Origin of the sequence: Sphingobacterium sp. LRF_L2 (assembly GCF_965644235.1) — a bacterium.
Lineage (GTDB): Bacteria > Bacteroidota > Bacteroidia > Sphingobacteriales > Sphingobacteriaceae > Sphingobacterium.
Genome location: NZ_CBFFRI010000004.1, coordinates 355556 through 381931, shown reverse-complemented (window position 1 = coordinate 381931; position 26376 = coordinate 355556). Strand labels below are relative to the sequence as shown.

The following is a 26376-nucleotide window of genomic DNA, read 5'->3' as shown; positions in this document are numbered from 1 at the left end:
TCGAGTTACAACTCATACAATTAAGATTAAGAAGAGTTGAGTATTGGGTCGGAAATGCGTTTAGGAAGAAATTAATTAATTCGTCAACCTTTTTACCGAAGGGCGGTTATTGATATGAATACACTTCATTTAACGGATGGGCGAACTGGAAAAAATGCTGCTTGAAGGCGCGAAAATAGAATTTTTAAGTGAGATCGTAGGACGCACGATTTTTATGTTTTTGCTCATTTTGGCGATACTCCGTTTGTCTGGCCGTCGTGGTGTGCGTCAGCTTACACTTTTTGAAGTTGCCATTATTATCAGCTTAGGGTCTGCAGCGGGAGATCCCATGTTTCAAGAGGATATTCCGATACTGTATTCCGTTATTGTTTTTATATGTGTGATGGGAGTGTATAAGCTGATTACTTGGTTTACTGCTCGTTTTTCCTTTGTCGCAAATGCTTTGGAAGGAAAGGTCATGACAGTCGTGAAAGATGGTATGTTCGATATCAAACATGAGAACGATCATGATTTTTCGAAAATGGAATTTTTCGCTGAATTCCGTAATCAGTCGGTTGAACATCTGGGACAGGTTAAAGAAGGTATATTGGAAGTAGACGGTACCATGAGTATATTGTTTTACCCTGAAGAGGATATACAATTTGGCTTGCCGCTATTCCCATCGACTTATGTAGAAATAAATGTAGATCTGCATGCTGGCCCATTTGCATGTATGTACTGTGGAAATATAGTTCATTCTTTTCAAAATGAATCCAAGCGGTGCTCGCGCTGTGAACGAGCCACATGGACCAAAGCCATCAAAACTAAGAGACACTAACGATTAAATAATTGCGTATAGTGTTTAAGTCTGCGAATGTGGTGCTTAGTAAATGCCCTGGTTGGCATTCGCCATACCCAATTTCCTTCCGTCGTAGAAGGTGTATTCATCCGACTTTTACTGCCTAAACTCAGTATATCTTGCATAGGAATAATAGCCGTGTCGGCCACAGAAGCATAGGCCATCCTTATCATCTTATCTGCTATATTCTTTTTCGTTAATTTACAACCGAAATAGGCGCGGATCTGCTCCCTAGTCTCGAGATCTAGTTCTTTTTCAAACCAGCCTTTACTTGTATTATTGTCGTGCGTGCCTGTATAGACAATATAACGACGCTCATGATGGTGTATAATATGGGGTGAAATGGCAAGATTGCTATTAAAAGCAAATTGTAGGACTTTCATTCCAGGTAGTTCGTATAGATCTCGTAAGGTGTATACGTCGTCGTCGACATCACCCAAATCTTCTGCTACGAAAGGTAGGCTTTTTAATGCTGTTTTCAGTGTTTCGAAGATTGCTGCTCCAGGTCCCGTAATCCATTTTCCTTGGATAGCATTTTCGGCCGTAGATGGATTTGACCAGTAGGCCGAAAATGCGCGAAAATGATCCAGACGTATTTTATCTACGAGTTGCAGGTTGTGTTGAACCCTCTTCACCCACCAGTTATAGCCATTTTCCTTCATGCGCTGCCAGTGGTACACAGGCATTCCCCAAAGCTGTCCTGCTGTATTAAAGTAGTCGGGTGGAACTCCTGCTACCTCCTTCAATCGGCCCTCCGCTGTAAGGGAAAACAATTCTGGGTTCGACCACACGTCAACTGCATCGTAAGCGACATATATTGGGATATCTCCTAAGAGTTGGATTCCAATGCTGTGGCAATAGTTTTTTAGTTTATTCCATTGCTGGAAAAACAAATATTGCTGCCATTTCTCGTAAGTGATAGCGTATGTATTTTCGGTACTAAATTTGGTAATACTGGCATCGTCTCGATCTCGAAACTTCGAAGACCAGCTGTACCACGGAAGGTTTGCAAAGTGCTTTCTTAGCACCATGAATAGGGAAAAATCATCGAGCCAAGCCCTTTCTTCGGTGCAAAAGTTGTGAAATGTACTGTTATTATCAATTGATGACCTTTCAAAAGCAATTTTTAGCAATTTTTCACGATTAGATTCTACCTTTGGATAATCAACATAGGATTGAGGTAAATTTTTTGCTTCTAACAGTTCCTCAGAACAGAGTAGCCCCTCATCTTTTAATTGTGCTAAATCAATTAATAAGGGGTTGCCCGCGCGGCTGCTCAATGTACTGTATGGCGAATACGACTGTTCGCGGGATAACGGTCCCAAAGGTAATATTTGCCACCAACGTTGTCCTGCTTGTTTCAAGGATGTCGCAAACTTAAATGCTTGCTTACCTAGATCACCAATTCCATAAACAGCAGGGAGCGAAGAAATGTGCAAGAGAATCCCGGCATCTCGTGTTACAGGAGGTTGGTCGAAAAGTAGAAGGGCGAATGGAAGATCTTTTAAAATCTCGTTGCAAGAAACACTTGTTCCTTGACCTGTTTCTTCAAAGTAGAGTCTCTTCCAATTTACCGGATCTTTCACAGGTAGGATGATTTCTGTGTCTTCCCAATCTAAATTCGTCATATCTCCATTGTGCATTTTTTCAGTAGCTGCCAGATGTAACGGTAATGCAATTACTAAATAGTTGTTTTCATGTCGCCTAGCGTAAGCGAGAATATGTTTTTTATATTTCCCTTTTACTTCTATTTTGATGTAGTCTCCTTTTTCAAATAGATCCGGAAATTGATTGCGCAATTGAAATAACTTGCGAACCAACTGAAGCTTGATTTTACCGTTGTAACGTTCTTCCCATAGTGATTCGAAGGCCCTGTGTTCTTGGAGGACGTTCAATTGATTGATGTATTCCGATCTTATCTGATAATCGACAGCGCGTCTGTTATCGGGATCCACAAAATTGAGATCCCAAAGCTCAGTCCCCTGATATACATCAGGTATCCCCGGACAGGTAAATTTCAGAATAACCTGAACCAGCGAGTTTATGATACCAAAGTCTACAATCTCCGTTAAGAATGAGCGGAAATGAGAAAGAAAAGGTTTGTTTTGATCCAAAAGAAAAGTACAAAATTTCATTACTTGCATTTCATACGTTTCGTTCGGTGTTGTCCAGTTCGAGTATTCTTTTCCTTCACGTAAGTATTTTATAAGATAGTCTTGTAGTCTGTCTTGAAAATTTACTTCAGAAGTGGTTGGCATCGGAAAAGAACCCAGCAATACTTGGTATATAGCATAAATATCATTGGCATAGGGGAGCTGTTCTTTGTAATGTGTTGAAATAAGTGCATTCCACTGATCGACATATTTTTTCCATAGTTTTGGACGGTCGCTCAATACAAGAAGCCTTGCACGAGCATCTTCGCCACGTTTCGTGTCATGAGTTGCTGTTGCATTTAAGGCGGCTGGCCAATAGTTCTGCCTGTCTTGCATAAACCGATGAAATGCATTTTTCTTTAAACCAAAATTTGTGGGATGATCACCGACTTCATTATGCGCGATAAACCGATTGTAGGTATACATCAAGGTATCTTCAACTCCTTTAGCCATAGCTGGTCCCGTAAATTGCATGCACCGTAAAAAGAACTTGGCAGCACGTTGACGATATTCCGGATCGGTTTCTTTCTGGGCCTTTTCAAATACCCCTTGTAATGCCTTTAATTCAAATTCGTAGTCGCTTTCGTTTTTTATTAACGTAGTCCAAAGTTCCGAAATCAATTGATAGTCCTGAAGCGTATATGGGAAAGATTCGCTGTAGATTCTGTATATTGGAAAGTACGTTAGAAAAGATAAAATTGCATAACTAAGTCGTTTCTGTTGAAGAGGTTTTTTCTTTGTGTATAAATTTAAATTATAGAAAAGTGTGCCGAGGTTCTGCACTTCCCCTTGCATGTGCTCTTTTAAGATATGCTTTTTCTTTTGAAGCTGCTGTTTACCGATATCGATATGTTGCTTCAAAAACTCATGATAATAGATGCTAAACTGATTTTTGCTAGCGCGATGGGTCAGTAAATTACTGCATGTTGATAGAAACTCATACCCCGTAGTTCCTTGTATAGGCCAATGGGCTTGTAGTTTCTCTTTTGATTCTAGAATCTTCTCCGCGACGATATAGAGCTCATTGCCGACAAGTTTGCGCAAGTCGTTTAAATACTTTGTTGGACGATATAGTCCATCAATATGATCTATCCGAAGACCATCGATTAAATCGTTGTCTAGCATTGTCTTCACACCTTTATGTATATCTGAAAAAACATTCTTGTGCTGTACATTTGTACAGACTAGGGCATTCACGGTAAAGAACCTGCGGAAATTGATATGCGTATCCGTTTCTTGCCAGCAACAGAGCTGATAGTGCTGCAAAGAAAGAATTTCGGTCATGAATGTTTGGTTTTGTGATAATAGCGAAAGATACGCCGGTAGTTTTTTTTCTTCTTCGAGTGGGCTGAGAAGACCGAAAAGATGATTTCTGAGCGCCAACCACTGTCGCGGCGAAAAGGAATTGGAAAATTTGATTTGGGTATATGAAAGAAGTGAGGATTCGGACAGTTGTTTAAAAAAGTTTGTAAACACCAAGGCGTAAGATGTTGGACAAAGAGGGATCTTATTATCGAGATAAGTCAGTAACAATCTATTCTTTTCTTGAATAATATGAAGCTCATTTTTAGCCAATATATTTGAAAGACGATCCGTCAAGATTGGTACGATAAGCTTTCCTTCGACGAAAAACTGGTCATCGCTATAAACATTGTCAAAATGGTTGCGATAGCTCGAATTTCTCCCGAATTCCAGCAAATCCCAAAGCCAATTATTTTCTTCATGAAAAGCCATGTGATTTGGCACAATGTCTTGTAGCCATTTTACATTCATGGTCTTTAATTGCTTTCTGATGTGTTTGAAGTGCTGGAGATTTCCTATTTCAGGATTAATCTCGTCGAAACTAACGGTGTCATAACCGTGTGTGCTTCCAGATTTGGCACGGAGGATAGGCGATGCATACAGGGTGTCGATTCCCAGTTGCTGGAAATATGGTAATACCTGTTTCAAATCCTGGAAAGTAAAGTGCTGCTGAAATTGTATGCGATAAGTTGACAAGGGGAGACGGTGCATGATTCTTTTTTTTGCGATGTTGTCCTTTTGAACAATCTACATTTGAAATAGTTTTCAGGAAAAGACATGGTAATCCAAGGCGGTAATTTTTTTTGAAAAAAGTCAAAACGACTACTTGAATTCGGTGTTCTATTGGAAAGAAAATGCATGGAAATTGGAATGTAATTTTGACAGATCTCCAAACAAATTTTCTTCTTTTATTTTAAAATTCAAACAATTTAAAATCATCATGAAAATAGGTATCACTTTCTCTGCTTTCGACCTTCTGCATGCTGGGCATATTAAAATGCTTGAGGATGCTAAAGATCAATGTGACTTTCTGATCTGTGGTTTACAAACCGATCCTACTTTGGATAGACCTGAAAAAAATAAACCTACACAAACGGTTTTCGAACGGTATATGCAACTGCGTGCGTGTAAACATGTCGATAAAATTATTCCCTATGCTACCGAACGTGATTTAGAAGATATCTTACGGTCTTATAAATTTGACGTCCGCATTCTGGGGGACGAATACATGCATAAACAATTTACAGGACGCGCGTACTGTGAAGAGAAAGGAATAGAACTGTATTTTAATCGCAGAGAGAACCGCTTTTCAAGTTCTTGTTTGCGTTCGATCATTGCAGAAAAGCAAGAAAATGATGATATAGCAATTGTTCATCTCGCAGACAACTTTGAATTTACAGCACAGCGGGCGAAAGCTTAACTTGCGTTTTTCTAAAATATATTACAGCTGGCGATGTACGATTTTGTATGGATTATTTAATAGATTTTAAATGAAAATAGGAATAACTTTAGGGGTTTTTGATTTACTGCACGTAGGTCATCTGGTTATGTTGGAAGAGGCAAAGAAGCATTGTGATTATCTCATTGTAGGACTTCAAGCAGGAGGGTATTTTGATGAGCAGGGGGATTCAACAAAAGAACCAGCCCAAACGGTCGTCGAGCGTTTTATAAAACTGGAAGGCTGTCGGTTTGTGGACGAAATTTTACCATATGATTCGCTACAGGATGTATTGGATATTTTGCAATCTCGCGATGTAGATGTTCGTTTTATCGGTGAAGAATATAAAAACAAGGATTTTATCGGAAAGCGTTGTTGTGAACAAAACGATATACAAATAGTGTATACCAAACGGAGACATCGCTTCTCGAGTCATAGTTTAAGGGATATTGTATCAGATAAAGAAAAAGCGAAGATGGATTTATCCATTCAGAAGGATAAGAGTCTGACTTTGCATAAACCTGTTTAAGAGGGGGCAGTGTTTGATCAAGTAAATTTAAGAGGAATAAGCCAAGTGTGAAACGCTTGGCTTATTCGTTTTGGAACATCGTTGGCGCTAAATTTAAGCTCGGTTTTTGCACGATCTTTTATCTGACGTGTATTTTGATATGATTTATCGATGCAATGTTGGGTACAAAAATAAAACGTATGAATTGAGCTGTGTTGATTTCAAAATTTAGTTCTAGTTTTTTATACTTGTAAATCAAGGTAACTATATCAATGTAATGAGCTCATTGATTCCATTAGAATTAAAAACGATCAATAAATACAAATACGAATGAAAATAACGTGGACATTTCATATGGTCTTTAAAAAACAAACCGAGTGAAACGAGCTCATTTATTCCAATGAAATCTAACACTGATAAATAAATTATTTACATATGAAAAAGCGTATTTCAGCTTTCATTTTTCTTATCGTCTCTGGTATTGCCGTTTTTGGACAAAAAACGACTATTCCGCTATGGTCTCCTACGAATTTTCCCAATTCTAAGGGACTTCATCTTAACGATAGTATCGCTAATGGTCGGATTTTACAAGTTGGATCACCTCGTTTAGAAGCCTTTTTTTCATCAGACCAAAAAGATAAACATGCTGCGGTCTTAATTATCCCTGGCGGAGGATATTCACAGTTGGCTTATGAGGTTGCTGGATATCATGTTGCGAAATGGTTTAACAGCATGGGGATGTCTGCTTTTGTTCTGGAACATCGTTTACCCCAGTCTTTAGACGTGGTGAACTCCGAATTGGCTCCGATACAAGATGCACAACGTGCTATGCGTATCCTTCGCTACAATGCTGAAAAATGGGGAATCGACAGATCTAAGATTGGTGTTTTTGGAACCTCTGCCGGAGGACATCTTGCAGCGACCTTGTCAACTTATCCGCACGATGTAGCATCTGTAGGGGATTCGTTAGATCAGATCTCCTATGTGCCTAATTTTCAAATTCTTATTTCTCCTGTTGTTGATATGCTGCAGTTTGCTCACCCGTGGAGTAGGGATCAACTTTTGGGAAAAGGGGCTTCCACAGAGAAGAAAGTATTGTTCAGTCCTCAACTACAAATCAAACCAAACACAGCTACTGCATTTATTGTACATGCTTCTAACGATAAAACTGTTTCTCCTGAAAACAGTATCGTCTATTATCAAGCTTTACTTAAAAACAACGTTTCAGCCGCTTTGCACTTGTTTACGAAGGGGGATCATGCTATTTCCGTTAACAAAAAAGTGGGGGCTACAGGTTATTGGTTACAGTTGTGTGAGGCTTGGTTGAAGGAGATTACTATTTTATAACCATACACATTAAATAACTGTTTCATATATATGATGATTAGAATTTTTATAATAACAACGCTATTTGCACTATTTCTTAACTCTTTGTATGCACAAGAACGATCAGAAAATATAAAGACTTATTATCCGAAAGATTCCGTGCAATTTGAAAATGATACAGATTTTCCTTTTCAAAATGGTCCTGGGTATGAAAATAAGTCATTTGGGAAAACAACGATGATTACAACAGCGCGTACTAATGTAGGTGTTTTCTATTTTGTATTTAAGAAAAAGATACTGAATACCGAAGATTTTATGGATTCGGATGCTCGCGATGTATTAACCGAACACAATTTATATGCATTCATTTTTTTAGAAGATCACAATGGTTTGATACAAAAAGCTAGATTCCGCGACTTTGGTAATCCTGTATATTGGCCACAGTTTGATTACCAGAATTGTACGATTTCAGACGAGGATAACGATGGTCTACCGGAATTCTATCTTGCTTATTTTGGTGATAGCGATGGATTAGATGCTAAACCTTATCTTCAGATCGTTTATACTATCCCTTTGGAAAAGGGTAAACCCTTTTTGAAATCTAAAGCCACGGCGTATTACCCTGCAGGCAATGAAGAAGATATCTATGAGATCCTTTTTGATGAAAATTGGGAGAAATTAACGCCGCAAGTTAAAGCGAAAAGTAAAGGTATCCTAGATAGGCATAGGGAGAAATATGGTTTGGAAGATCAATAACGAACCCCACATCCATTAGGCAAGCTGTCGCTAAAAACACCAGCTAATCCTTCAAAAGGACGCGTAGGCAATTCTATGAGACCTGTTTGCAGCGGTAGACGAAAAGGTGATTTTTTCACGCTTTTTTGTACGAATTTAGTATTGTACTCAAAATAAATAAGACGGGGGCCGGCTTTGGATCCAGTTTGACTTTTTGGTTCCACGGTTACGAGTAGGAGAAAGGACAAGACCTAGTTGGCAATGTCTAGTGGAAGGTCGTTGTTGTTTGATGTCGGCTTTCTGTTGTAGGGGTAGATTGTTGCAATGTCGCTATACACTGCGTCAATGACAGGTGACATGGAGCTGCTGTATAGTGACATTGCTTTGTTGTCGTTTGACTTGTTTACGTTGTTCTTTGGGGACGTTTTTCCTAACGATGTTGTTGTTACGGACAGCTTTGTCGACGACCTTTTCTACTTATCCAAAGACTCGCCCAATACATACTTTGCTTTAATGTATATGTACATTGTCTTGGTGTATAAGTACATTGCGCAGAACGCAGGTGAGTTTTTCGAAAACTACATGAACTTATTGATAAACTCCATGTAGTCGTTTGTGAACTACATGGAGTCGTTCGACATGTACATGCACTTTTTTGTAAACTACATGAAGTTGTTGAACATTTACATGGAGTTTCGCGTAAACTTCATGTAATTGTGGATTTTGTACGTATACACTGGCTCAGTGTATATGTACATTGCGTAAAACTTCATGAACTTCTTTGTCAACTTCATGAAGTTTTTTGTTTTTTACATTGCGTTTTGTTTAATGTATAAGTACACTGGCTTAATGTATAAGTAGAAAATGGCGATTTTTTTTGTTTTTGGGCCTGTTTTTCGCCAAATCCCGCCAATTTCCGCCAAATCGCGCCAAAGTTTCATTTGGATCTGCTTTGTTTTTTACGTTTGTACTGTTCGAATAGCTCGCGAGGAAAACGGACGTCACGGGATGCCACAGGGTATCCTTGCTAAAAAAATGGCAACTAAATTTAAAGCGCTCATCGGTTTTTCCCGGTGGAAAGATGATGAGCTGGTGGTGTACGCAAATACAATTGTGAACGCCATGACAGACAATGCTAATTTCCCTGCGCCTTCACCTGCTTTGGCGGAAGTACAGACGGTGGTGCATGATTTTGCAATGTTATCTAAAGACCATTTCTTGGATGGTCGACAACAGAGAAGAATAAAGAGAGGGAACGTTTTGATGTGAATAGACAGATGTCTTTATTTGCAAAGCCCCCAAAAATTGAACATTTTTGGGGGCTTTGCTTATGGATATTATCTCACAGAATTAATCTTTCTTATAAAGCTTTCTGATTTTACTGTGTTTTTTTCCGTAAATAAAATAAATTATCAATCCGATAAGTAACCATACACCTAATCGTTCCCAACTCTCAATAGGTAATGAGGCCATTAATAGTATACATACAACGACACCTAATATAGGAATGACAGGTACGAAAGGTGTTTTAAAAGGACGCTCAATTTCAGGATTAGTTTTCCGAAGAACCAATATACCAATACAAACCAAGGTAAAGGCAAAAAGTGTACCTATACTAACCATATGTCCCAAATCAGATACAGGAACAAAGCCCGCAAATATAGATACAAAGATCATGAAGATTAAATTCGTTTTCCAAGGTGTTTGGTTTTTGGATAAATCGGAGAAAATTTTGGGAAGAAGACCGTCTTTACTCATAGAGTAAAAGACACGACTTTGACCCAATAGCATTACAAGAATAACAGATGTGTAACCTGCAATGATCGTGACAATAAGCGCTGAGTTCAAGAAGGTGTAGCCCGTTTTGGCAAACGCTGTAGCAACAGGTTTTGCATCTCCTTTGAACATCTGGTAGTTTTCTAGTCCAGTCATGACGTAGGAAAATAAAACATATAGAATCGTACATACAACAAGAGAGCCAATAATACCTATCGGCATACCTTTCTTCGGGTCCTTGGCTTCCTGAGCGGCTGTACTAACAGCATCAAATCCTACAAATGCGAAAAACAAAACTCCTGCGGCGCGCAATATTCCACTGATACCGAATTTACCAAAGCTGTCGCTCGTTAAGAAGGACCAAAATCCAATTTGTCCATTTTTTAGCATCTCTTCGCCTTCATTTGCAGGTATAAAAGGTGTATGATTTGCTGAGTCAATAAAGCTCCAACCCAAAACAATAAATATTAATACAACGCTAACTTTTAGTATTACCAACAAATTGTTTACCGTTGATGACTCTTTTGTGCCGCGCATCAGTAGGAGGGAGAGCAAGCACACAATGACAATTGCTGGAATATTTACTAAACCACCTTCCCATGGACCTTTTAAAAATTGTTCAGGAATGGAGATTCCAAAAGTCATCAAGAACTGGTTGAAATATTGGGACCAACTTACGGCCACCGTCGCGCTCGCCAACGCATATTCCAATACAAGATCCCATCCAATAATCCAGGCAACGAATTCACCCATTGTCGCGTAGGAATATGTGTAAGCACTTCCTGCCACTGGAATCATTGACGCAAATTCGGCATAGCAGAGTCCTGCAAAAGAACAGGCTAATGCAGCTATGGCGAAAGAGAGTATAACTGCTGGCCCCGCATTTTCAGCGGCAGCAATACCTGTTAATGAAAATAAACCAGCACCGATAATAGCTCCGACTCCTAAAGCAATTAATCCTGTACTGGAAAGCGTGCGTTTTAAGGTATGTTCGCCACTTTCTCGGGCTTCTTGAATAATTTGAGGAATAGATTTTTTATAAAGCATAATTTTATTGGGTTAGTAGTATATATCTTATTTCGATTTAAATTTGCTGTAAGCATCCAAAAGATAGACTCTTATATCTTCTGGTGAAGCTTTTTCTATAAATTCTAAAGTAGGACGGAATTGTTCTTTAAACAATGGCAGTTCACCTTCCGAAACCGGAACCACGGATGTAATCATCTTATTGGAGAAAATACGGTCTACTTTTCGTTTCCGTTGTTCTGATAGGAGCAGATCCAAGCTTTGACGCGCTTGTTTACTTTGACGGCCAAAAAGACGTGAAGGAGAGAGCCTTAAACCACCTTTATTCTGTGAAGTTTCTGTAACTTGTCCTTCGCGTTTAGCTTTTTCAATTTCAGCAACTAGTCTGCTATCGGTCAATCGACTAATAACGACCTCGTCGATGACGATGCTCTTTTGATCTCTTACTAAATAAATGCGCTGTACACCTTCTTCGTAAACAAAAGCGGTATCGACTTCGTATCCGGCTTGGGTAAATGTCAGGTAGTCATTTATTGTTGCTTTAATTTTAAAATTTCCTTCCGCATCAGTGGTTGTCTCTGTCTTATTGTTTATATTCTTAACAAGAACACCTGAAACCCGTTGACTACTTTCCAATTCATGCACAATACCCTTAATTTCCTGCGCATTGATTTTTGGTAAGTAGATAAATACAGAAAGTAGTGTTGTTAAAAAAATAGTTGATTTTAGCTTATTGATCATGTTGATATCCTATTAATTTCTTGGCCAAATATTATTGTCGGGATTGATGTCGGGGTAAACATTGTCTGGATCTATCGTTACTTTCGTTAATTTTTCGACGGACGGAAGAACAAATCTCCAAGATTTATTACGTTGCCATATTTCTACCGGTAATTTTTTTCTTATTTTTTTTCCTGATGCTGTTATTGCTTCAACGACAACAGGCATAGGGAGTTTTTGCAAGTTCTCAATACTGATAATAGCACCGTTTTTTGGATCCATCTTAACATAATCTACACCGGTGATAGCCTGATCAAGTGCCCAATTATTTTTAAACCATCCTCGCCAGAACCAAGCAAGATTTTCTCCTGTTTCGTTTTCTATTGTTCGAAAGAAATCATCTGGAGCCGGATGTTTAAAAGCCCAGTAAGAAATGTAATTTTTAAATGCCTTATCAAATCTGTCTGCTCCAATGATCTCATCCCGAAGTAAACGTAAACCGAAAGCCGGTTTGTAATAGGCTAATGTGCCGATATTACGTTCTTTCATATTTTGTGGAGAAGACATTATTGGCTCTAGACTCCGAACGGAAAATGCCCGTGCCATACTGTTCTTGTTTCCAAATATCTTATGGTATTCACCTTTATTAAATTCTTCAGTCGAAAGTTCATTTATAAAGCTATTGAAACCTTCGTCCATCCAAGCATGAAGTCGTTCGTTGCTTCCCACAATCATAGGAAACCAATTGTGCCCAAATTCGTGATCGGTTACTCCCCAAAGGTTTCCAGCTTTGGCTTCATGTCCACAAAAAGAAATAGCAGGATATTCCATACCTCCAACATTAGATGCTACATTTACAGCGACAGGATAGGGGTATTCCATCCATTTCCGGCTATAGTATTCGATCGACGCTTTTGTATATTCTGTCGATCGTTCCCAGGCATTATTGCCATTACTTTCTACAGGGTAAGCTGAAATAGCCAAAATAGGTTTTTTACCTTGAATATTAATTTTAGCGGCATCAACAATAAAAGCTTCGGAAGATGCCCAAGCAAAATCATGCGCTTGATCTAAATGATACTTCCAGGTTAAAGTAGCTGATTTACTTGGCCGGGATTTGGAAGTGGTGACTTCTGCAGCAGGTCGTATTGCGATTGTTTTTTCACTTCCAAACGCCTTCTGATAGCGAGATAGTTGTTCCGTCGTCCATACCTCCTCCGGGTTTAGTAACTCGGCTCCTGCCACAACAATGTGATTTGAAGGTGCTGTTATTTCCACATCATAATTGCCGTATTCGAGGTAAAACTCGCCTGGCCCTGTATATGGTTCCGTGTTCCAGCCTAGGATATCATCATAAACACAGAGCCTAGGATACCATTGTGCAATGGTATAGACTTTTCCATTTTTAGTTTTTAGAATACCCGTGCGATCCGCTCCATATTCGGGGATTGTATAAGAGAAATCTAATGTAATATCAACGGTACCTCCATTGGCGGGAAGGGCTTTCGGTAAGTCCAGCCGCATGCGTGTATCGATAATTTTGAATACAGCTCCCGGAACATTCTGCACATTAACATTGGCCAATTTGAATCCTCCTTGAAAAGTAGAGCTCGCAGAGCCATAACGACTGTCTTCCAACGGTAGTGTAGCTTGACCACGCGAATGCTCGTCAAAGAGATTTTGATCCAATTGAAACCATAAATAGGTTAATGTGTCGGGGCTATTATTAGTGTAGGTTATTTTGACATGACCAGCAACAACATCAGAACGATCATCTAAGGTAACTTGTAGTTTATAGTCCGCTCGGTTTTGCCAATAAGCATGTCCGGGTTTTCCGCTAGCCGAACGATAAGTATTTCCATTCTGCGTATAGAAGATCGGATTAAAAGCTTCCGTATAATCGTATACGCTAGCATTCTGCGCTTTAAGGTCAAATCCGAATAGCGAAGCTGATGCTGCAAGCAATAAAGTGAATGAAAGATTTTTGGTCATCATGTTACTTTAATTTTTCTGTATATTCTTTTTCATCAAACCCCAATAATATTTCCTCTCCGTACTCAATAATTGGCCGTTTGATCATGCTGTTATTAGACAAAAGCGCTTCATTGGCAGAATCGGCATCTTGAATACGACTTTGCTCGTCTTCCGTTAGCTTTCTCCAAGTTGTACCACGTTTATTTACCAACTGTTGCCAATCTATTTTTTGCTCCCATTGTTGCAATTTTTCTATTGTAGCAGGTTCTTTTTTATAATCATGAAAAGTGTAAGAAAGTTGGTTTTGATCCAACCAATCGAGTGCCTTTTTTACCGTGTTGCAATTTTTTATGCCGTAGATGTTTAGTTTCATCGTGTTTTTCTTCATTTGAACGGATAAAGATATTAATATATTTAAAAAAGCGTATAACCTTCATGTGTTTTAACAAATAGGTTCTTAGTATACAGTTAAATTATAAAAAGACCTGTTAAAACGTTTGTATTCGATAAAAGCATAACTATATTGTTTTGTTCAAATCCATATATGGGTTTATTTTGGTAAAAATGTAGGTGTAACTTGTTAATATAATAGCAAAGATAGCTATTGACCGCGCATACGCTTGTCTTGCATGAAATGAATTCGTCCTCTCCGAATAAGAGGAATTGAAGAGTTTGTTATAAACAACGTAGGGTGTATTTTTTACACTAAGGCTTGTTCGATAAAAAAAAATATGTACCTTTAATCTCGAAATAAAACTTAGACAAAACATATGAGCCTAAAAGATTTTAAAGGTGTTTTGACAGGCGATCAAGTTCAAGAACTTTTTGAGCTTGCTAAAACACATAAATTTGCGCTACCTGCTGTAAACATTATCGGAACAAACTCCATTAATGCTGTTATGGAAACTGCTAAAGCAGTGAACTCACCTGTTATTATTCAGCTATCAAATGGGGGAGCCCAGTTTTATGCTGGTAAATCATTAAATAATGACGGTCTTCAAGCGTGCATTTTAGGGGCTGTTTCTGCAGCGCACCACGTACACCTTTTAGCTGAACACTATGGTGTTGCAGTAGTATTGCACACAGATCATGCTGCAAAAAAATTACTTCCTTGGATAGATGGTTTATTAGATGCAGGAGAGAAGTTTTTTGCGCAACATGGTAAGCCTTTGTTCTCTTCGCATATGTTGGACTTATCAGAAGAGCCTATCGAAGAAAATATTGAGATTTCGAGAAAATATTTGGAGCGTATGAAACCTCTAGGTATGACCGTTGAAATTGAGTTGGGGGTTACTGGTGGAGAAGAAGACGGTGTAGATAATTCTGACGTAGATAGCTCTAAATTATATACACAGCCTGAAGAAGTAGCTTATGCCTTTGAAGAGCTTTCAAAAGTATCTGATAAATTTACTGTAGCAGCAGCTTTTGGTAATGTTCATGGCGTATACAAACCAGGTAACGTAAAACTTCAGCCTGTTATCTTACACAACTCGCAAGAGTATATCCGTAACAAATTTAGTTTAACAGCAGAGAAACCTGTAAACTTTGTGTTTCATGGTGGATCAGGTTCATCACCTGAAGAGATTGAAGAGGCGATTTCATATGGTGCGATCAAGATGAACATTGACACAGATATGCAATGGGCATTCTGGGATGGAATTCGTGCTTATGAGGCGAAAAATCACGATTATCTTCAAGGACAGATTGGAAATCCTGAAGGGGAAGATTCTCCAAATAAAAAATATTACGATCCTCGTGTATGGTTACGTAAAGGAGAGGATGCTTTTGTCGTACGTTTGAAACAGGCTTTTACAGAGTTGAACGCCGTAGGTGTAAATGATAAGCTCTAATTAATTGCTTTCAAAATAATTGTAAAAGAACCTAGCCTAAGCTAGGTTCTTTTTTTGTGGGTTTTATTGGAAAATAAGCCTGTATTAATTTGTTTTTTTTGTTCTTTTTGCTACATTTATAAAAAGAGGATGTAGGCAATGAGTAAAGAAAAGTTCATAAATTTTCTAAAAGTTGAAAAGCGTTATTCTACACATACGGTGATCGCGTATAGTGGGGAAATCGACAATTTTCTGTCTTTTTTAAAAGATGAAGGTTTGCTTTTGCATGAAGTTGGATATCGTGATGCTCGCTACTATTTTTCAAAAATGCGCGAGTCAGGACGTCAAGCTTCGAGCATCAATCGGTCTATTTCCTCATTACGTTCTTTTTACAAATTCCTACTCAGAGAGGGGATTGTGGATAATAATCCGATAAATCAGGTAAATGCACTAAAAACGCCAAAAAAATTACCCGTCGTAGTAGAGCAAGACAAAATGCTCCGTCTTTTAGAAAATAAGCAGGAGAACGTAGATGCATTTGATGTGGCTAGGGATTTTGTGATATTGGAACTTTTATTCGGTACAGGTATTCGACTTTCGGAGCTGCTAGCTATACAAGAGAAGGATATCGATACTTATAATAAAAGGATTTTGATTTTAGGAAAACGAAACAAAGAACGTTTCGTGCCGATACATGATACGTTGGTTTTGGAAATTAGGCAATATTTAAAACTTAAATATATGCAAGATTTTAAAAACAAATCGAATAATCTAATCGTTACTAAAGAAGGAAAACCTGCGTATGCGAAACTAGTTTACGATATTGTAAAACGCTATTTAACGCAGATTACCAGTCAGAAAAAGAGAAGTCCACATGTACTAAGACATACATTTGCGACGACGTTACTAAATAATGGGGCTGATTTGAATGCTATTAAGGAACTTTTGGGACATGCGGGTTTAGCAGCTACTCAGATTTATACCCATAACTCGGTAGAAAGATTGAAATCAATTTATAAACAAGCCCATCCAAAGGCTTAAAAAAAGGAGGAAAAATGAACATTACTGTGCAGTCTATCAAATTTGATGCAGATCAAAAATTGGTTGAATTTATCAAAAGAAAAACAGCGAAGTTAGAACAATTCTTAGACAATATTATTGAAGGCGTTTGTTATTTACGTCTAGAAAATGTTGATGATGAAGCCAATAAGATAGTTGAACTGAAGATGAATGTCCCCGGTAGTCAGCTTTTTGCTAAAGCACAGGCTAAAAGTTTTGAAGAGGCTACTGATGTTGCTGTAGAATCAATAAGAAGACAGATTAACAAACTGAAAACCAAAACCAGAACGAATGCGAGCAATCACAAGGAGTTACTAACAGATAATGAAGAAGAGTTTTAATCTTCATCGAAATAAAAATAGAAAGCCGGTAAAAAAACCGGCTTTTTTATTTGGATTGAATATTGATAAAATTTATATTTGTTCCAAATTAAAGTAAGCAATGATTTGTCCATTAGCACATGTAGAAGAGGTATTTAAGTCAGAGTGTGGAGCTGTGTATCAATGTAGCCGCAAAAATTGCTATTGGTTGGAATTCAACCAAACAATTACTTCGTTTAGAATTTCTGATTTTTTTCTGTTCAAAAAAAGAATTGATTCCATAGATGTGCTGGCAATGTTAACTGATTCTTCTCGAAGTTCTGATTTTGAGATTGTCATGCCATTTCGTACGGACCGTTGCTTTTTATTGCGTGTGGAAGATGTTTTGAATTTACAAGAGATTCTTTCCGGAGCAAAGTTCGCTATTGAACTTAATAGTGAAATAAAGAAAATTTTTAGAAGGGATGCGATTCTCGTTCGCTAATCTTTAATCGTACTGATTCTAAACAGCTTATCTATAGTCTAACGTAATTTAGACTCAATTCGTATTGTATTTTTTTTCTGTTAAACGTTAAATCATGTTCTATATTTGTACAAACAATATGAGGAAAATGTTGTTTGTTATTATGTAGTTGATAATATAATATTAAAGAGAATATGAAAGATCTATTGAAATTAAAATCCTCTTTGTCTGAGGATATCGAAAATATATTAAATGCACAAGTTAAAGTTGAAGCACATTCGTCGGCATTATACCTAGCAATGTCTTCTTGGTGTGACGATCAAGGATTGGATAATTCGTCAAGTTTTTTTGCGAAGCAGGCTGATGAGGAGCGTGCACATATGTTGAAACTTTTCAACTATATCAACAATCGCGGAGGCCGTGCTATTTCTCCAGAAGTAACAAATATTCCGGTTGATTTTGAGTCTTTCCGTGGTGTTTTTGAACAGACATTAGAGCAAGAGATGTTCGTGACTGAGCAATTCAATAATATTGCAGATAAATGTATGAAATCGAAAGACTATGTAACATTCAACTTTGTTCAATGGTTTTTGGAAGAGCAAGTAGAAGAGGAGTATGTTGCGCGTCGTATTCTCGAGTTATTTGACGTAATCGGAGAAGAAGGCACAGGGAAATGGGAGATTGATAGACATCTTGTTAAAGTTGCTTTCGACGGCGAATAGTTTCATTACTTACTGATATATAGCGGGTTATTTCGAAAGAAATAGCCCGCTATTTATTTATACAAAAAATATATAAATCGTCGTTATTATATAAACTTTTATCGGGAATCAATTTTTTGTATATTGAACGCAAACGAGCAAATAGAAATAGCTTTTGTGGATAATTATAGAGGCTTTATATACTTCTTTATCACCATATGTTCCTATGCTTTAGGTACGGTTGGCCTATATGCCCAACCCAGTATCAAGCAGATTCAGGGATATGTGTTAGACACTGCTGAAATAAAATTAAAAGGAGTGACAGTCCGGTTAACAAGTAGTTCCGATACACTTGTAACGACGACCGCAGAGAATGGATATTATAGTTTCCTAAATGTCGGTGGTAGCAGTATCAGACTTTCCTTCAGTATGCTTGGACATCAAATTGTAACAAAAACAATTTCGTCACATGAACTAACGTCCTATGTGTTGGTTCCTAACGTCATAATGACGACACAAAATTCGCTTATTGAAGGCGTTTATGTGGTCAAAACTATTCCCGTTGTTTATTCGGAAGATACTATTCAGTACAATATGAATGCCTTCAAATTTAGAAAGAATTCATTGTTGGAAGAAGCCTTGAAGCAATTGCCGGGGATACAAGTATCGCGGGATGGTACGGTATATGCTCAGGGAAAGCCCGTATCCTCTGTACTTGTCGATGGGAAAAAATTTTTTGGAGGAGATGTGATAACGGCTACAAAAAACCTTCCTGCCGATTTTATCCGAAATGTGCAGATCATCAATTCCTATGGTGATTACGCAAATGAGCTTGGCGTAAAAACAGGCGAATCGGAGAAAATATTAAACATCATTCTTAAAGAAGATAGTAAAAAGATTACATTTGGGCAGCTCACTGCAGGGGCGGGTACAAGTGATCGGTTCATCGGTAGTGCAGGAATAAATCGCTTTAATGATGGACAAGAGTTTTCTGCAGTGACATCATTAAACAATACGAACACGAGTCTATTCTCATTTGGTTCTCCTAATGGAGTAGGAGAACGTGATAAATCGTTGTTTGATATCAATGATTTTGTGGATCCAACAGATGGATTAAATAATGTAAAATCATTCGGAATGAATTTTTCTGACAGCTATTCAGAAAAGACGACGTTCAACGCGAGTTATAACTTTACAAGGAAAAAGAATATAACCACGGGAAATTCATTGTTGCGTTCGAACTATATTGGGAATTCGATCTCAAATGAAGAGTATTATACAACAATCAACGATGACAATTTTCATAGACTCTCGGGAGAATTTAAGCATCGCTTTAAAAATAATGACATCTTAGAGATAAAGCCTGTTTTTTCGTACAGCAGGGTTTATTTTGGAAATTTAAAGAGACGATTAATTAAGAATAATAGTTTAACCAATACCGGGAAATATCAAGATACATCGTATCAAAAAAATCCGAATCTAGACGTTAACTTTTTATATTCGAGATCTTTTAAAAAGCCTGGACGTAAACTTGTAGCAAATATTGATCTTAATTTCAATAGCCAAAAAAAAGTTGAAGATGTTTGGGATGGTTATACATCGATCGATTCATCCGAAACGCCTCCGACCAGTTCACGTTTTGAACAACAATATTTTATTCAGCAGAAAAATGGAACGGATGGAGTGAAAGGAGCTGTCACGTTTACCGAGCCTTTTTCAGACTACAGTTTGATTGAATTTTTTTATGGTTACGAATTGACAGATATGACGACTTCACGACTCGTGGAAGATAAGATTAAGTCAGAAGATCTTGGTAAACTTTATTTTGTCGATTCGCTTGGGGTGAGTTATAATTACCGTTTTAGTAGTAGCCGGGCGGGGTTAAACTATCAATATGTTCCTAATAAAAAGTTTCGTGCAAATATCGGGTTTGCTGTACAGCCCACCACACTTGATGGATACCTTCCTCGCGAAGATTTAAATTACCAATATTCAAATGTGAACCTCGTACCAAGCACTGGATTCAAATGGAGAATTAATAATGAGATGGATTGGAGTCTCGATTATATAGGTAAAAATAATCAACCTAACTTTCTTCATATTATCCCTATTCGGGATAATAGCAATTCCCAAAACATTATTGTTGGTAATCCTGAACTTAAAGCAGAGTTTTCCAATCGCGTAAACACCACGATTAGAAAATTTATTGCCAGTAGAAATCAATATTTTGAGACCAATTTCGCATACAACTACGTTCTTAATAAAATTGTTTCAGATAAGAAGGCTATTACTGGTTCAACAATCCAGGAGACAACGTTTAAAAATACGGACGGTTATTATGATCTGAAGTGGTATTATCTCTTCAATACACCTTTATTTAATGAAAGTCTTCTTTTTGACGTTGTAGGTAACGTGGATTACTACAATAACTTGTCCTTTGTCAATGAGAAGCGGAATACTACGAAACAACTTATTTATTCGCAGTCTTTACAATTGCGGTACAGTTGGAGCGACTACATGGAGTCTATGTTTAGTACAAATTATTTGCTCAACAACGCTAGCTATACCTGGCCGTATCATACAAGGATTACAGCACATAGTGTTTTGATGAGTGGCGCGACAAAAGGATACCTTAGTGATTATGTGACCCTTGGTGCTGAGATGTCGCAGCGCTTTAATGCGGGATATGAAAGTAGTTTTATGAACAACAATCCTACTATTCTAAATGCTTATTTGGAAGTGGCATTTCTGCCTAATAAATTAGCTCTTTTGCGTTTTCAGGGCTTTGACTTATTGGATCAAAATAAAAATATGGGAACTTACAGTGAATATATAGGTAACGATCTGTATGAGGCTAAAAACAATAGATTGGGGCGATATTTTATGGTCACATTGAATATGCGTCTCCAAAAATATCCAAAGAAAAAATAGTATGAAAGCAGTTGTCATTAGTCAGCATGGAGGTCCGGAAGTCTTAACGATTGTAGATCGAATAAAACCGGGCATTGAGGATGATGAGGTATTGGTGGAGGTAAAAGCTGCGGGAATAAATATGCCTGATATTCTCCAAAGAAAAGGACATTATGCTGCTCCAAAAGGGGTTGTAGCCGATGTACCTGGATTGGAGGTGTCGGGAATTATCCGGGAAATAGGAGCGCGTGTTACAAAATGGCATGTTGGCGATAAGGTTTGTTGTTTGGTTTCTGGCGGAGGATACGCTGAATTTGTTGCAGCTCACCAAGATATTTGTTTACCTATTCCAAAGCATTTGGATTTTGCTGAAGCGGCTATACTACCGGAGACCATATTTACAGTTTGGGACAATGTCTTTCGAAGGGCTAGCTTAAAAGATAACGAACATATTTTGATACATGGTGGGGCTGGAGGAATCGGTAGTACCGCAATACAGCTAGCAAAAGCCTTTGGTGCAAGAGTGTCCGTTACGGTGAGTACGGCAGACAAATATGATTATTGTAAAGATTTAGGAGCAGACATTATCATCAATTATCGTACGACTGATTTTGAGGAATTCTTGAAAACAGAACATATTGATGTTATACTCGATTGTGTGGGAGGTGCCTATTTCGATAAAAACATAAATTTATTGTCGGCTGATGGACGGCTAGTCTATATTAACGCGATGGGTGGAAGGAATGTGCAATTGGATTTGCTTAAAGTAATGCAAAAACGCCTTTTAATAACAGGAAGTACTTTACGATCTCGTAATATTGCGTTTAAATCACAACTTACTCAAGAGGTGTTAGATTTTGTCTGGCCATTAATGGGAACCAAATTTATCCCACAATTGCATAAGCAATTTACGGTACAAGAGGTTGTTCAAGCACATCAATTGATCGAGTCAGGCACGCATCTAGGGAAGGTTGCTCTTGTTTTTTAATGTTGCTAAATACTTTTAGCTATTGATTTTTCCTGTTTTTTTCTTACTTTAGAAAAGTATATAGTAAGCCTATTGTCTATGAAATTTAGATTTTTGATTACCGCGCTATTAGGTGGAAGCCTATTGGTTAGTAAAGCCCAAACAGTTGGCAAAATAGAAAAACCTATTGATTTGGTTAGCACCTTGGTAGGAACGCAGTCGACTTATTTTATGTCTACTGGTAACACTTATCCAGCGATTGCAATGCCCTGGGGGATGAATTTTTGGAGTCCTCAAACGGGAAAAATGGGGGATGGTTGGATGTATATGTACACTGCCGAGAAAATCCGTGGTTTTAAACAAACGCATCAGCCTTCGCCTTGGATGAATGATTATGGTCAATTCTCAATTATGCCTATGGTTGGACAAAAGGTTTTTGACGAAGAGAAAAGAGCGAGTTACTTTTCTCATAAAGCAGAAGTAGCGAAACCTCATTATTATTCCGTTTATCTTGCTGACTATGATGTAAAGACAGAAATCACACCCTCTGAACGTGCCGCATATTTTCGTTTTACATTTCCGAAAACAGACGATGCATATATTTTATTAGACGCTTTCGACAAAGGTTCGTATGTCGAAGTTCTACCAAAGGAACAACGTATAATTGGTTATTCTACGAAGAACAGTGGTGGTGTACCTGAAAACTTTAAGAACTATTTTGTTTTGGAGTTTGATCGTCCGTTTTCCAATATTGGAACCTTTGCTGATTCAACCCTTACTGATGGAAAATATATAGCGAAGGCGGAACATGTAGGCGCTTTAGTTGGCTTTCAAATTGCAAATCCAGGAGACCAGGTGACCGTTAAGGTAGCCTCTTCATTTATTTCCTACGAGCAAGCAGCGAGAAACCTAAAAGAATTAGATGCGACAAATTTCGATGAACGTGTATTAAAGGGAGAGGATATATGGAATACAGCATTAAAGAAAATAGAAGTTGAAGGCGGATCTATTGACGATATGCGTACTTTCTATTCTTGTTTGTATCGTTCTTTATTGTTTCCGAGAATGTTCTATGAGATAGATGGGGACGGACAGGTCGTTCATTACTCGCCTTATAATGGTCAAGTTCTACCTGGTTATATGTTTACTGATACAGGGTTTTGGGATACATTTAGAAGTCTATTCCCTTTTCTAAATCTGATGTATCCGGAAATTAGCTTAAAAATGCAGGATGGTTTGGCTAATGCTTACCGCGAAAGTGGCTGGTTGCCGGAATGGGCTAGTCCAGGGTTACGGAATGTTATGGTGGGGAATAATTCGGCTTCGGTGGTGGCTGATGCATGGATTAAAGGTATTCGTTCTAAAGATATCGAGACGTTATACGAAGCACTTTTACACGGGGCTAATAATGCAGGACCGTTGACAGCAGTTGGAAGAGCCGGGGCTTCGTATTACAATGAACTTGGGTATGTTCCTTATGATGTCAAAATTAATGAAAATGCGGCTCGCACACTGGAATATGCATATGATGACTTTGCAATTTACCAGCTAGCAAAGGCTATTAACAAGCCAAAGTCGGATATTGATTTGTATAAAAACAGATCTTATAATTATAAAAAGCTATTTGACAAGGAAACCGGATTAATGCGTGGCAAAAATAAAAATGGAGAGTTTCAAAGTCCATTCAATCCGTTCAAATGGGGAGATGCTTTTACCGAGGGAAATAGTTGGCATTATACCTGGTCTGTTTTTCAGGATATAGAAGGTTTGGCCCAATCTATGGGAGGATATCAGGCAATGGAAATAAAACTCGATTCGGTATTTAGTTTACCGCCGATTTTTGATGATTCTTATTACGGTTTTCCAATTCATGAAATACGAGAGATGCAGGTTGCTAATATGGGACAATATGCGCACGGAAATCAGCCTATTCAACATATGATATACCTTTACAATCACGTTGGCGCTCCTTGGAAAGCACAGTACTGGGTGAGAGAGACGATGAAAAAGATGTATTCTCCATATCCTGATGGGTACTGTGGGGATGAAGATAATGGACAAACTTCAGCTTGGTATGTTTTCTCTGCATTAGGTTTTTATCCTGTCACTCCGGCAACGGATGAATATGTATTAGGTGCACCACTATTCAAAAAAGCGGTATTACATCTTTCTAACGGAAAAGACGTGACTATACAAGCTCAAAATAATTCCGATAAGAACATCTATGTAGAGTCTTTAAAATGGAATGGAAAAAATTACACGAAGAACTTCATTAAACATAGTGAGTTGTTAAAGGGTGCCACATTATCTTTTGATATGCAAGCTAACCCGAATAAGAAGAGAGGGATCAGTAAAGGTGACTTACCGTTTTCTTTAAGTAAAGATGATAAATAAACAAAGGGCTTTAATAGCCCTTTGTTTATTTTTGAAGCTTATTTTTTTAATACGTATTTTTGTTGGCAACAGGTAGTGATCTAAAAAATAAGTGTTATGAAAACAATCTATTGGGGAATGATTGGCGTCGGAAATGTAACGGAAAAAAAGAGTGCTCCGGCCTTTTCGAAAATCCCTAATTCTAAATTAGTCGCTGTATGTTCAAGAACATTCCTGCGAGCAAAGGACTATGCACAGGCAAATAATATTGAAAAAGTATATGAACATGTAGACGACATCATCTCGGACAGTGCACTTGACATTATTTATATTGCGACGCCTCCTGACACACATTATGAATTAACAACAAAGGCGCTCAAAGCTGGAAAATCAGTGTATGTAGAAAAGCCTATGGCACTTTCTTTGGAGCAAGCTATTCAGATGAATGAGCTTGCTAAAGCTACGGGAAATAAACTTTTTGTTGCTTTCTACAGGAGATCTTTGTCTTATTTTGATAAAGTGAAAGCGTTATTAGAAGAAGGAGTGATCGGAAAGGTTTTGTCTGTTTCCATCCAACTCATTCGACCTCCACATGAATCGGATTTAAATCCAGAAACGCATACCTGGCGCATCAACAAGGAGATAGGAGGCGAGGGATATTTTTCGGACTTAGCGCCTCATACGTTTGATATTTTAGATTATCTTATCGGTCCGGTTGTGCAGGCGTCGGGTTCGTCTGTAAATATTGCTGGGAATTATGTTGTTCCTGATACTGTTCATGCTATTTGGCAACATGAGAATGGTGTTTTGGGAACTGGGAGCTGGATATTCTCCAGTTCTGTCCAAAGCCAAAAAGATCAAGTCACTATTATAGGGACAGCAGGAGAAATTCGATTTAGTTCTTTTGATTTTAAGCCGATAGACTGTGCTACAGAAAAGGGAACGGAACACTTTCCTTTAGAACAACCGCTACATATTCAACAGCCTTTAATTGAGACTATCGTAGGAGATTTGCTTGGTTATGACGTTTGCCCTTCCACAGGAGATAGTGCGTTGAGGACAACGCAAATAATCGATTATATTTTACGTTCTAAAAGAAATTCCTGAGAGAATCCTTCTCTCAGGAATTAATGTATTAAAGCTTATAAGCTTGTCTGGCAAGTAGTTGCCATTGTCCTTTCACCTTTACCCAAGAAAGAACAATTCCCAACTTTATCGTCGCGGGACCTTTTCCTGGATCATTTGTTTGCGCACTTAAAATATGTCTAACCACAGCTGTATGATCAACAACTTGAACAGACTGTTCGGTGATATCTATTTTTTCGAAAATAGATGCTCCCGACACCAACGTTTCAATAAATTGATCCCTCGTTTCTATCTTTCCACTAGAGTGCCCATAGGTTAGTTCTGCATTTGTCAGTAACTGTAAAGATTTTTCATCAGGTTTGAGCATGAGCCTTACAAGTGTACTAACGGTATTTTCCACTTCCTTAATTGATGTAGTTTGTGCATTTGTTTTGCTAATAGATAGCATAGTAACTAAAATTGTTAAAATTGATAAAATTCTTTTTTGAATCATATTAGGTAGATTTACTATTCGAAACTAAGGTAGTAACTCTAGCGCATATAACAAAGTGCAATAAAATTATAAGTTAACGTCGGATTTTTATCGGATCTTGGAATGTAAAGGTTTTTGCTTAATCCATTTTTCAAACGGCGTAGTTTTATAGGCTCTCTTTGTTTGCGACCAATATGTTACATATCTCTGATCGTACTGCTGAGAAAAAAAAAACAAAACCCTTTGTGAAAATACGTATTAGAAAAGGTTAAATACTTGTTTTAATAGATTTGCTCACGTAGTAACAACCTCTGTTTTCCTTTATAACTTGTGTAACGACAGATTTCAATTGTGTTTTCAAGTTGTCAAACGCTTGTTGTAGCAATCGATTAAAAGAAAA

Annotated in this window: 23 protein-coding genes; 16 read left to right on the top strand and 7 right to left on the bottom strand. The window is 37.9% G+C overall.

Annotation, left to right across the window (positions count from 1 at the left end; translation table 11 throughout):
• Window positions 1-136: 136 nt before the first annotated feature.
• Entirely contained in the window at window positions 137-817 is a 681-nt protein-coding gene (locus ACSZOX_RS10435) for a DUF421 domain-containing protein (RefSeq protein ID WP_437919859.1), read from the top strand.
• On the opposite strand, the gene treY is transcribed toward ACSZOX_RS10435, so the two are convergent.
• Window positions 814-5004 (bottom strand): malto-oligosyltrehalose synthase, encoded by a 4191-nt coding sequence (gene treY / locus ACSZOX_RS10430; protein WP_437919858.1) that lies wholly within the window; start codon window positions 5002-5004, stop codon window positions 814-816. The genes ACSZOX_RS10435 and treY overlap by 4 nt on opposite strands.
• Before the next feature lie 229 nt (window positions 5005-5233).
• Here treY and ACSZOX_RS10425 point away from each other — a divergent pair, with 229 nt between their 5' ends.
• The 4 genes from ACSZOX_RS10425 (at window position 5234) to ACSZOX_RS10410 (ending at window position 8321) form a co-directional block, all read left to right on the top strand.
• Window positions 5234-5713, top strand: coding sequence for an adenylyltransferase/cytidyltransferase family protein (locus tag ACSZOX_RS10425; RefSeq protein WP_437919856.1), 480 nt, complete (start codon window positions 5234-5236; stop codon window positions 5711-5713).
• 70 nt (window positions 5714-5783) lie between these two features.
• Window positions 5784-6260 carry an adenylyltransferase/cytidyltransferase family protein gene (locus ACSZOX_RS10420; protein WP_437919854.1) on the top strand — a complete coding sequence of 159 codons (477 nt, stop codon included), beginning with the start codon at window positions 5784-5786 and terminating at the stop codon, window positions 6258-6260.
• Between the two features lie 414 nt (window positions 6261-6674).
• Window positions 6675-7586 (top strand): alpha/beta hydrolase, encoded by a 912-nt coding sequence (locus tag ACSZOX_RS10415; protein ID WP_437919853.1) that lies wholly within the window; start codon window positions 6675-6677, stop codon window positions 7584-7586.
• Window positions 7587-7616: 30 nt separating this feature from the next.
• Window positions 7617-8321 carry a hypothetical protein gene (locus tag ACSZOX_RS10410; protein WP_437919851.1) on the top strand — a complete coding sequence of 235 codons (705 nt, stop codon included), beginning with the start codon at window positions 7617-7619 and terminating at the stop codon, window positions 8319-8321.
• On the opposite strand, the gene ACSZOX_RS10405 is transcribed toward ACSZOX_RS10410, so the two are convergent.
• Entirely contained in the window at window positions 8315-8440 is a 126-nt protein-coding gene (locus ACSZOX_RS10405) for a hypothetical protein (protein WP_437919850.1), read from the bottom strand. The two genes, ACSZOX_RS10410 and ACSZOX_RS10405, sit on opposite strands and share 7 nt — an antisense overlap.
• Before the next feature lie 184 nt (window positions 8441-8624).
• Here ACSZOX_RS10405 and ACSZOX_RS10400 point away from each other — a divergent pair, with 184 nt between their 5' ends.
• Entirely contained in the window at window positions 8625-8909 is a 285-nt protein-coding gene (locus ACSZOX_RS10400; RefSeq protein ID WP_437919848.1) for a hypothetical protein, read from the top strand.
• Between the two features lie 426 nt (window positions 8910-9335).
• Window positions 9336-9569 carry a hypothetical protein gene (locus ACSZOX_RS10395; RefSeq protein ID WP_437919847.1) on the top strand — a complete coding sequence of 78 codons (234 nt, stop codon included), beginning with the start codon at window positions 9336-9338 and terminating at the stop codon, window positions 9567-9569.
• 81 nt (window positions 9570-9650) lie between these two features.
• On the opposite strand, the gene ACSZOX_RS10390 is transcribed toward ACSZOX_RS10395, so the two are convergent.
• The 4 genes from ACSZOX_RS10390 to ACSZOX_RS10375 are packed head-to-tail and all read right to left on the bottom strand — an operon-like array spanning window position 9651 to window position 14184.
• On the bottom strand, window positions 9651-11123 hold the full coding sequence (locus tag ACSZOX_RS10390; protein ID WP_437919845.1) for an amino acid permease: 1473 nt from the start codon (window positions 11121-11123) through the stop codon (window positions 9651-9653).
• A 27-nt stretch (window positions 11124-11150) separates the two neighbouring features.
• Window positions 11151-11843, bottom strand: coding sequence for a hypothetical protein (locus tag ACSZOX_RS10385; protein WP_437919843.1), 693 nt, complete (start codon window positions 11841-11843; stop codon window positions 11151-11153).
• A 12-nt stretch (window positions 11844-11855) separates the two neighbouring features.
• Window positions 11856-13817 (bottom strand): M1 family metallopeptidase, encoded by a 1962-nt coding sequence (locus ACSZOX_RS10380; protein WP_437919842.1) that lies wholly within the window; start codon window positions 13815-13817, stop codon window positions 11856-11858.
• Between the two features lies 1 nt (window position 13818).
• A complete protein-coding gene (locus ACSZOX_RS10375; protein ID WP_437919840.1) occupies window positions 13819-14184 on the bottom strand; it encodes an ArsC family reductase in 366 nt (121 codons plus the stop codon).
• A 382-nt stretch (window positions 14185-14566) separates the two neighbouring features.
• Here ACSZOX_RS10375 and fbaA point away from each other — a divergent pair, with 382 nt between their 5' ends.
• From fbaA to ACSZOX_RS10330, 9 genes are all read left to right on the top strand, one after another.
• Complete coding sequence (gene fbaA, locus ACSZOX_RS10370) at window positions 14567-15646, top strand: class II fructose-bisphosphate aldolase (protein WP_437919839.1); 1080 nt, start codon at window positions 14567-14569, stop codon at window positions 15644-15646.
• 138 nt (window positions 15647-15784) lie between these two features.
• The gene (locus ACSZOX_RS10365) at window positions 15785-16666 is read left to right on the top strand and encodes a tyrosine-type recombinase/integrase (RefSeq protein WP_437919838.1); all 882 of its coding nucleotides are present in this window, start codon (window positions 15785-15787) and stop codon (window positions 16664-16666) included.
• A 14-nt stretch (window positions 16667-16680) separates the two neighbouring features.
• On the top strand, window positions 16681-17025 hold the full coding sequence (gene hpf / locus ACSZOX_RS10360; RefSeq protein ID WP_437919837.1) for a ribosome hibernation-promoting factor, HPF/YfiA family: 345 nt from the start codon (window positions 16681-16683) through the stop codon (window positions 17023-17025).
• A 100-nt stretch (window positions 17026-17125) separates the two neighbouring features.
• Complete coding sequence (locus ACSZOX_RS10355; protein ID WP_437919835.1) at window positions 17126-17488, top strand: hypothetical protein; 363 nt, start codon at window positions 17126-17128, stop codon at window positions 17486-17488.
• 173 nt (window positions 17489-17661) lie between these two features.
• Entirely contained in the window at window positions 17662-18189 is a 528-nt protein-coding gene (locus ACSZOX_RS10350) for a ferritin (RefSeq protein ID WP_437919833.1), read from the top strand.
• Between the two features lie 123 nt (window positions 18190-18312).
• Entirely contained in the window at window positions 18313-21099 is a 2787-nt protein-coding gene (locus ACSZOX_RS10345) for an outer membrane beta-barrel protein (RefSeq protein WP_437919832.1), read from the top strand.
• Between the two features lies 1 nt (window position 21100).
• Window positions 21101-22066 (top strand): NAD(P)H-quinone oxidoreductase, encoded by a 966-nt coding sequence (locus tag ACSZOX_RS10340; protein ID WP_437919831.1) that lies wholly within the window; start codon window positions 21101-21103, stop codon window positions 22064-22066.
• 78 nt (window positions 22067-22144) lie between these two features.
• Window positions 22145-24439, top strand: coding sequence for a GH92 family glycosyl hydrolase (locus tag ACSZOX_RS10335; RefSeq protein ID WP_437919830.1), 2295 nt, complete (start codon window positions 22145-22147; stop codon window positions 24437-24439).
• Between the two features lie 96 nt (window positions 24440-24535).
• Entirely contained in the window at window positions 24536-25525 is a 990-nt protein-coding gene (locus tag ACSZOX_RS10330) for a Gfo/Idh/MocA family protein (RefSeq protein ID WP_437919829.1), read from the top strand.
• A 28-nt stretch (window positions 25526-25553) separates the two neighbouring features.
• On the opposite strand, the gene ACSZOX_RS10325 is transcribed toward ACSZOX_RS10330, so the two are convergent.
• The gene (locus ACSZOX_RS10325; RefSeq protein ID WP_437919828.1) at window positions 25554-25952 is read right to left on the bottom strand and encodes a nuclear transport factor 2 family protein; all 399 of its coding nucleotides are present in this window, start codon (window positions 25950-25952) and stop codon (window positions 25554-25556) included.
• Window positions 25953-26376 lie beyond the last annotated feature (424 nt).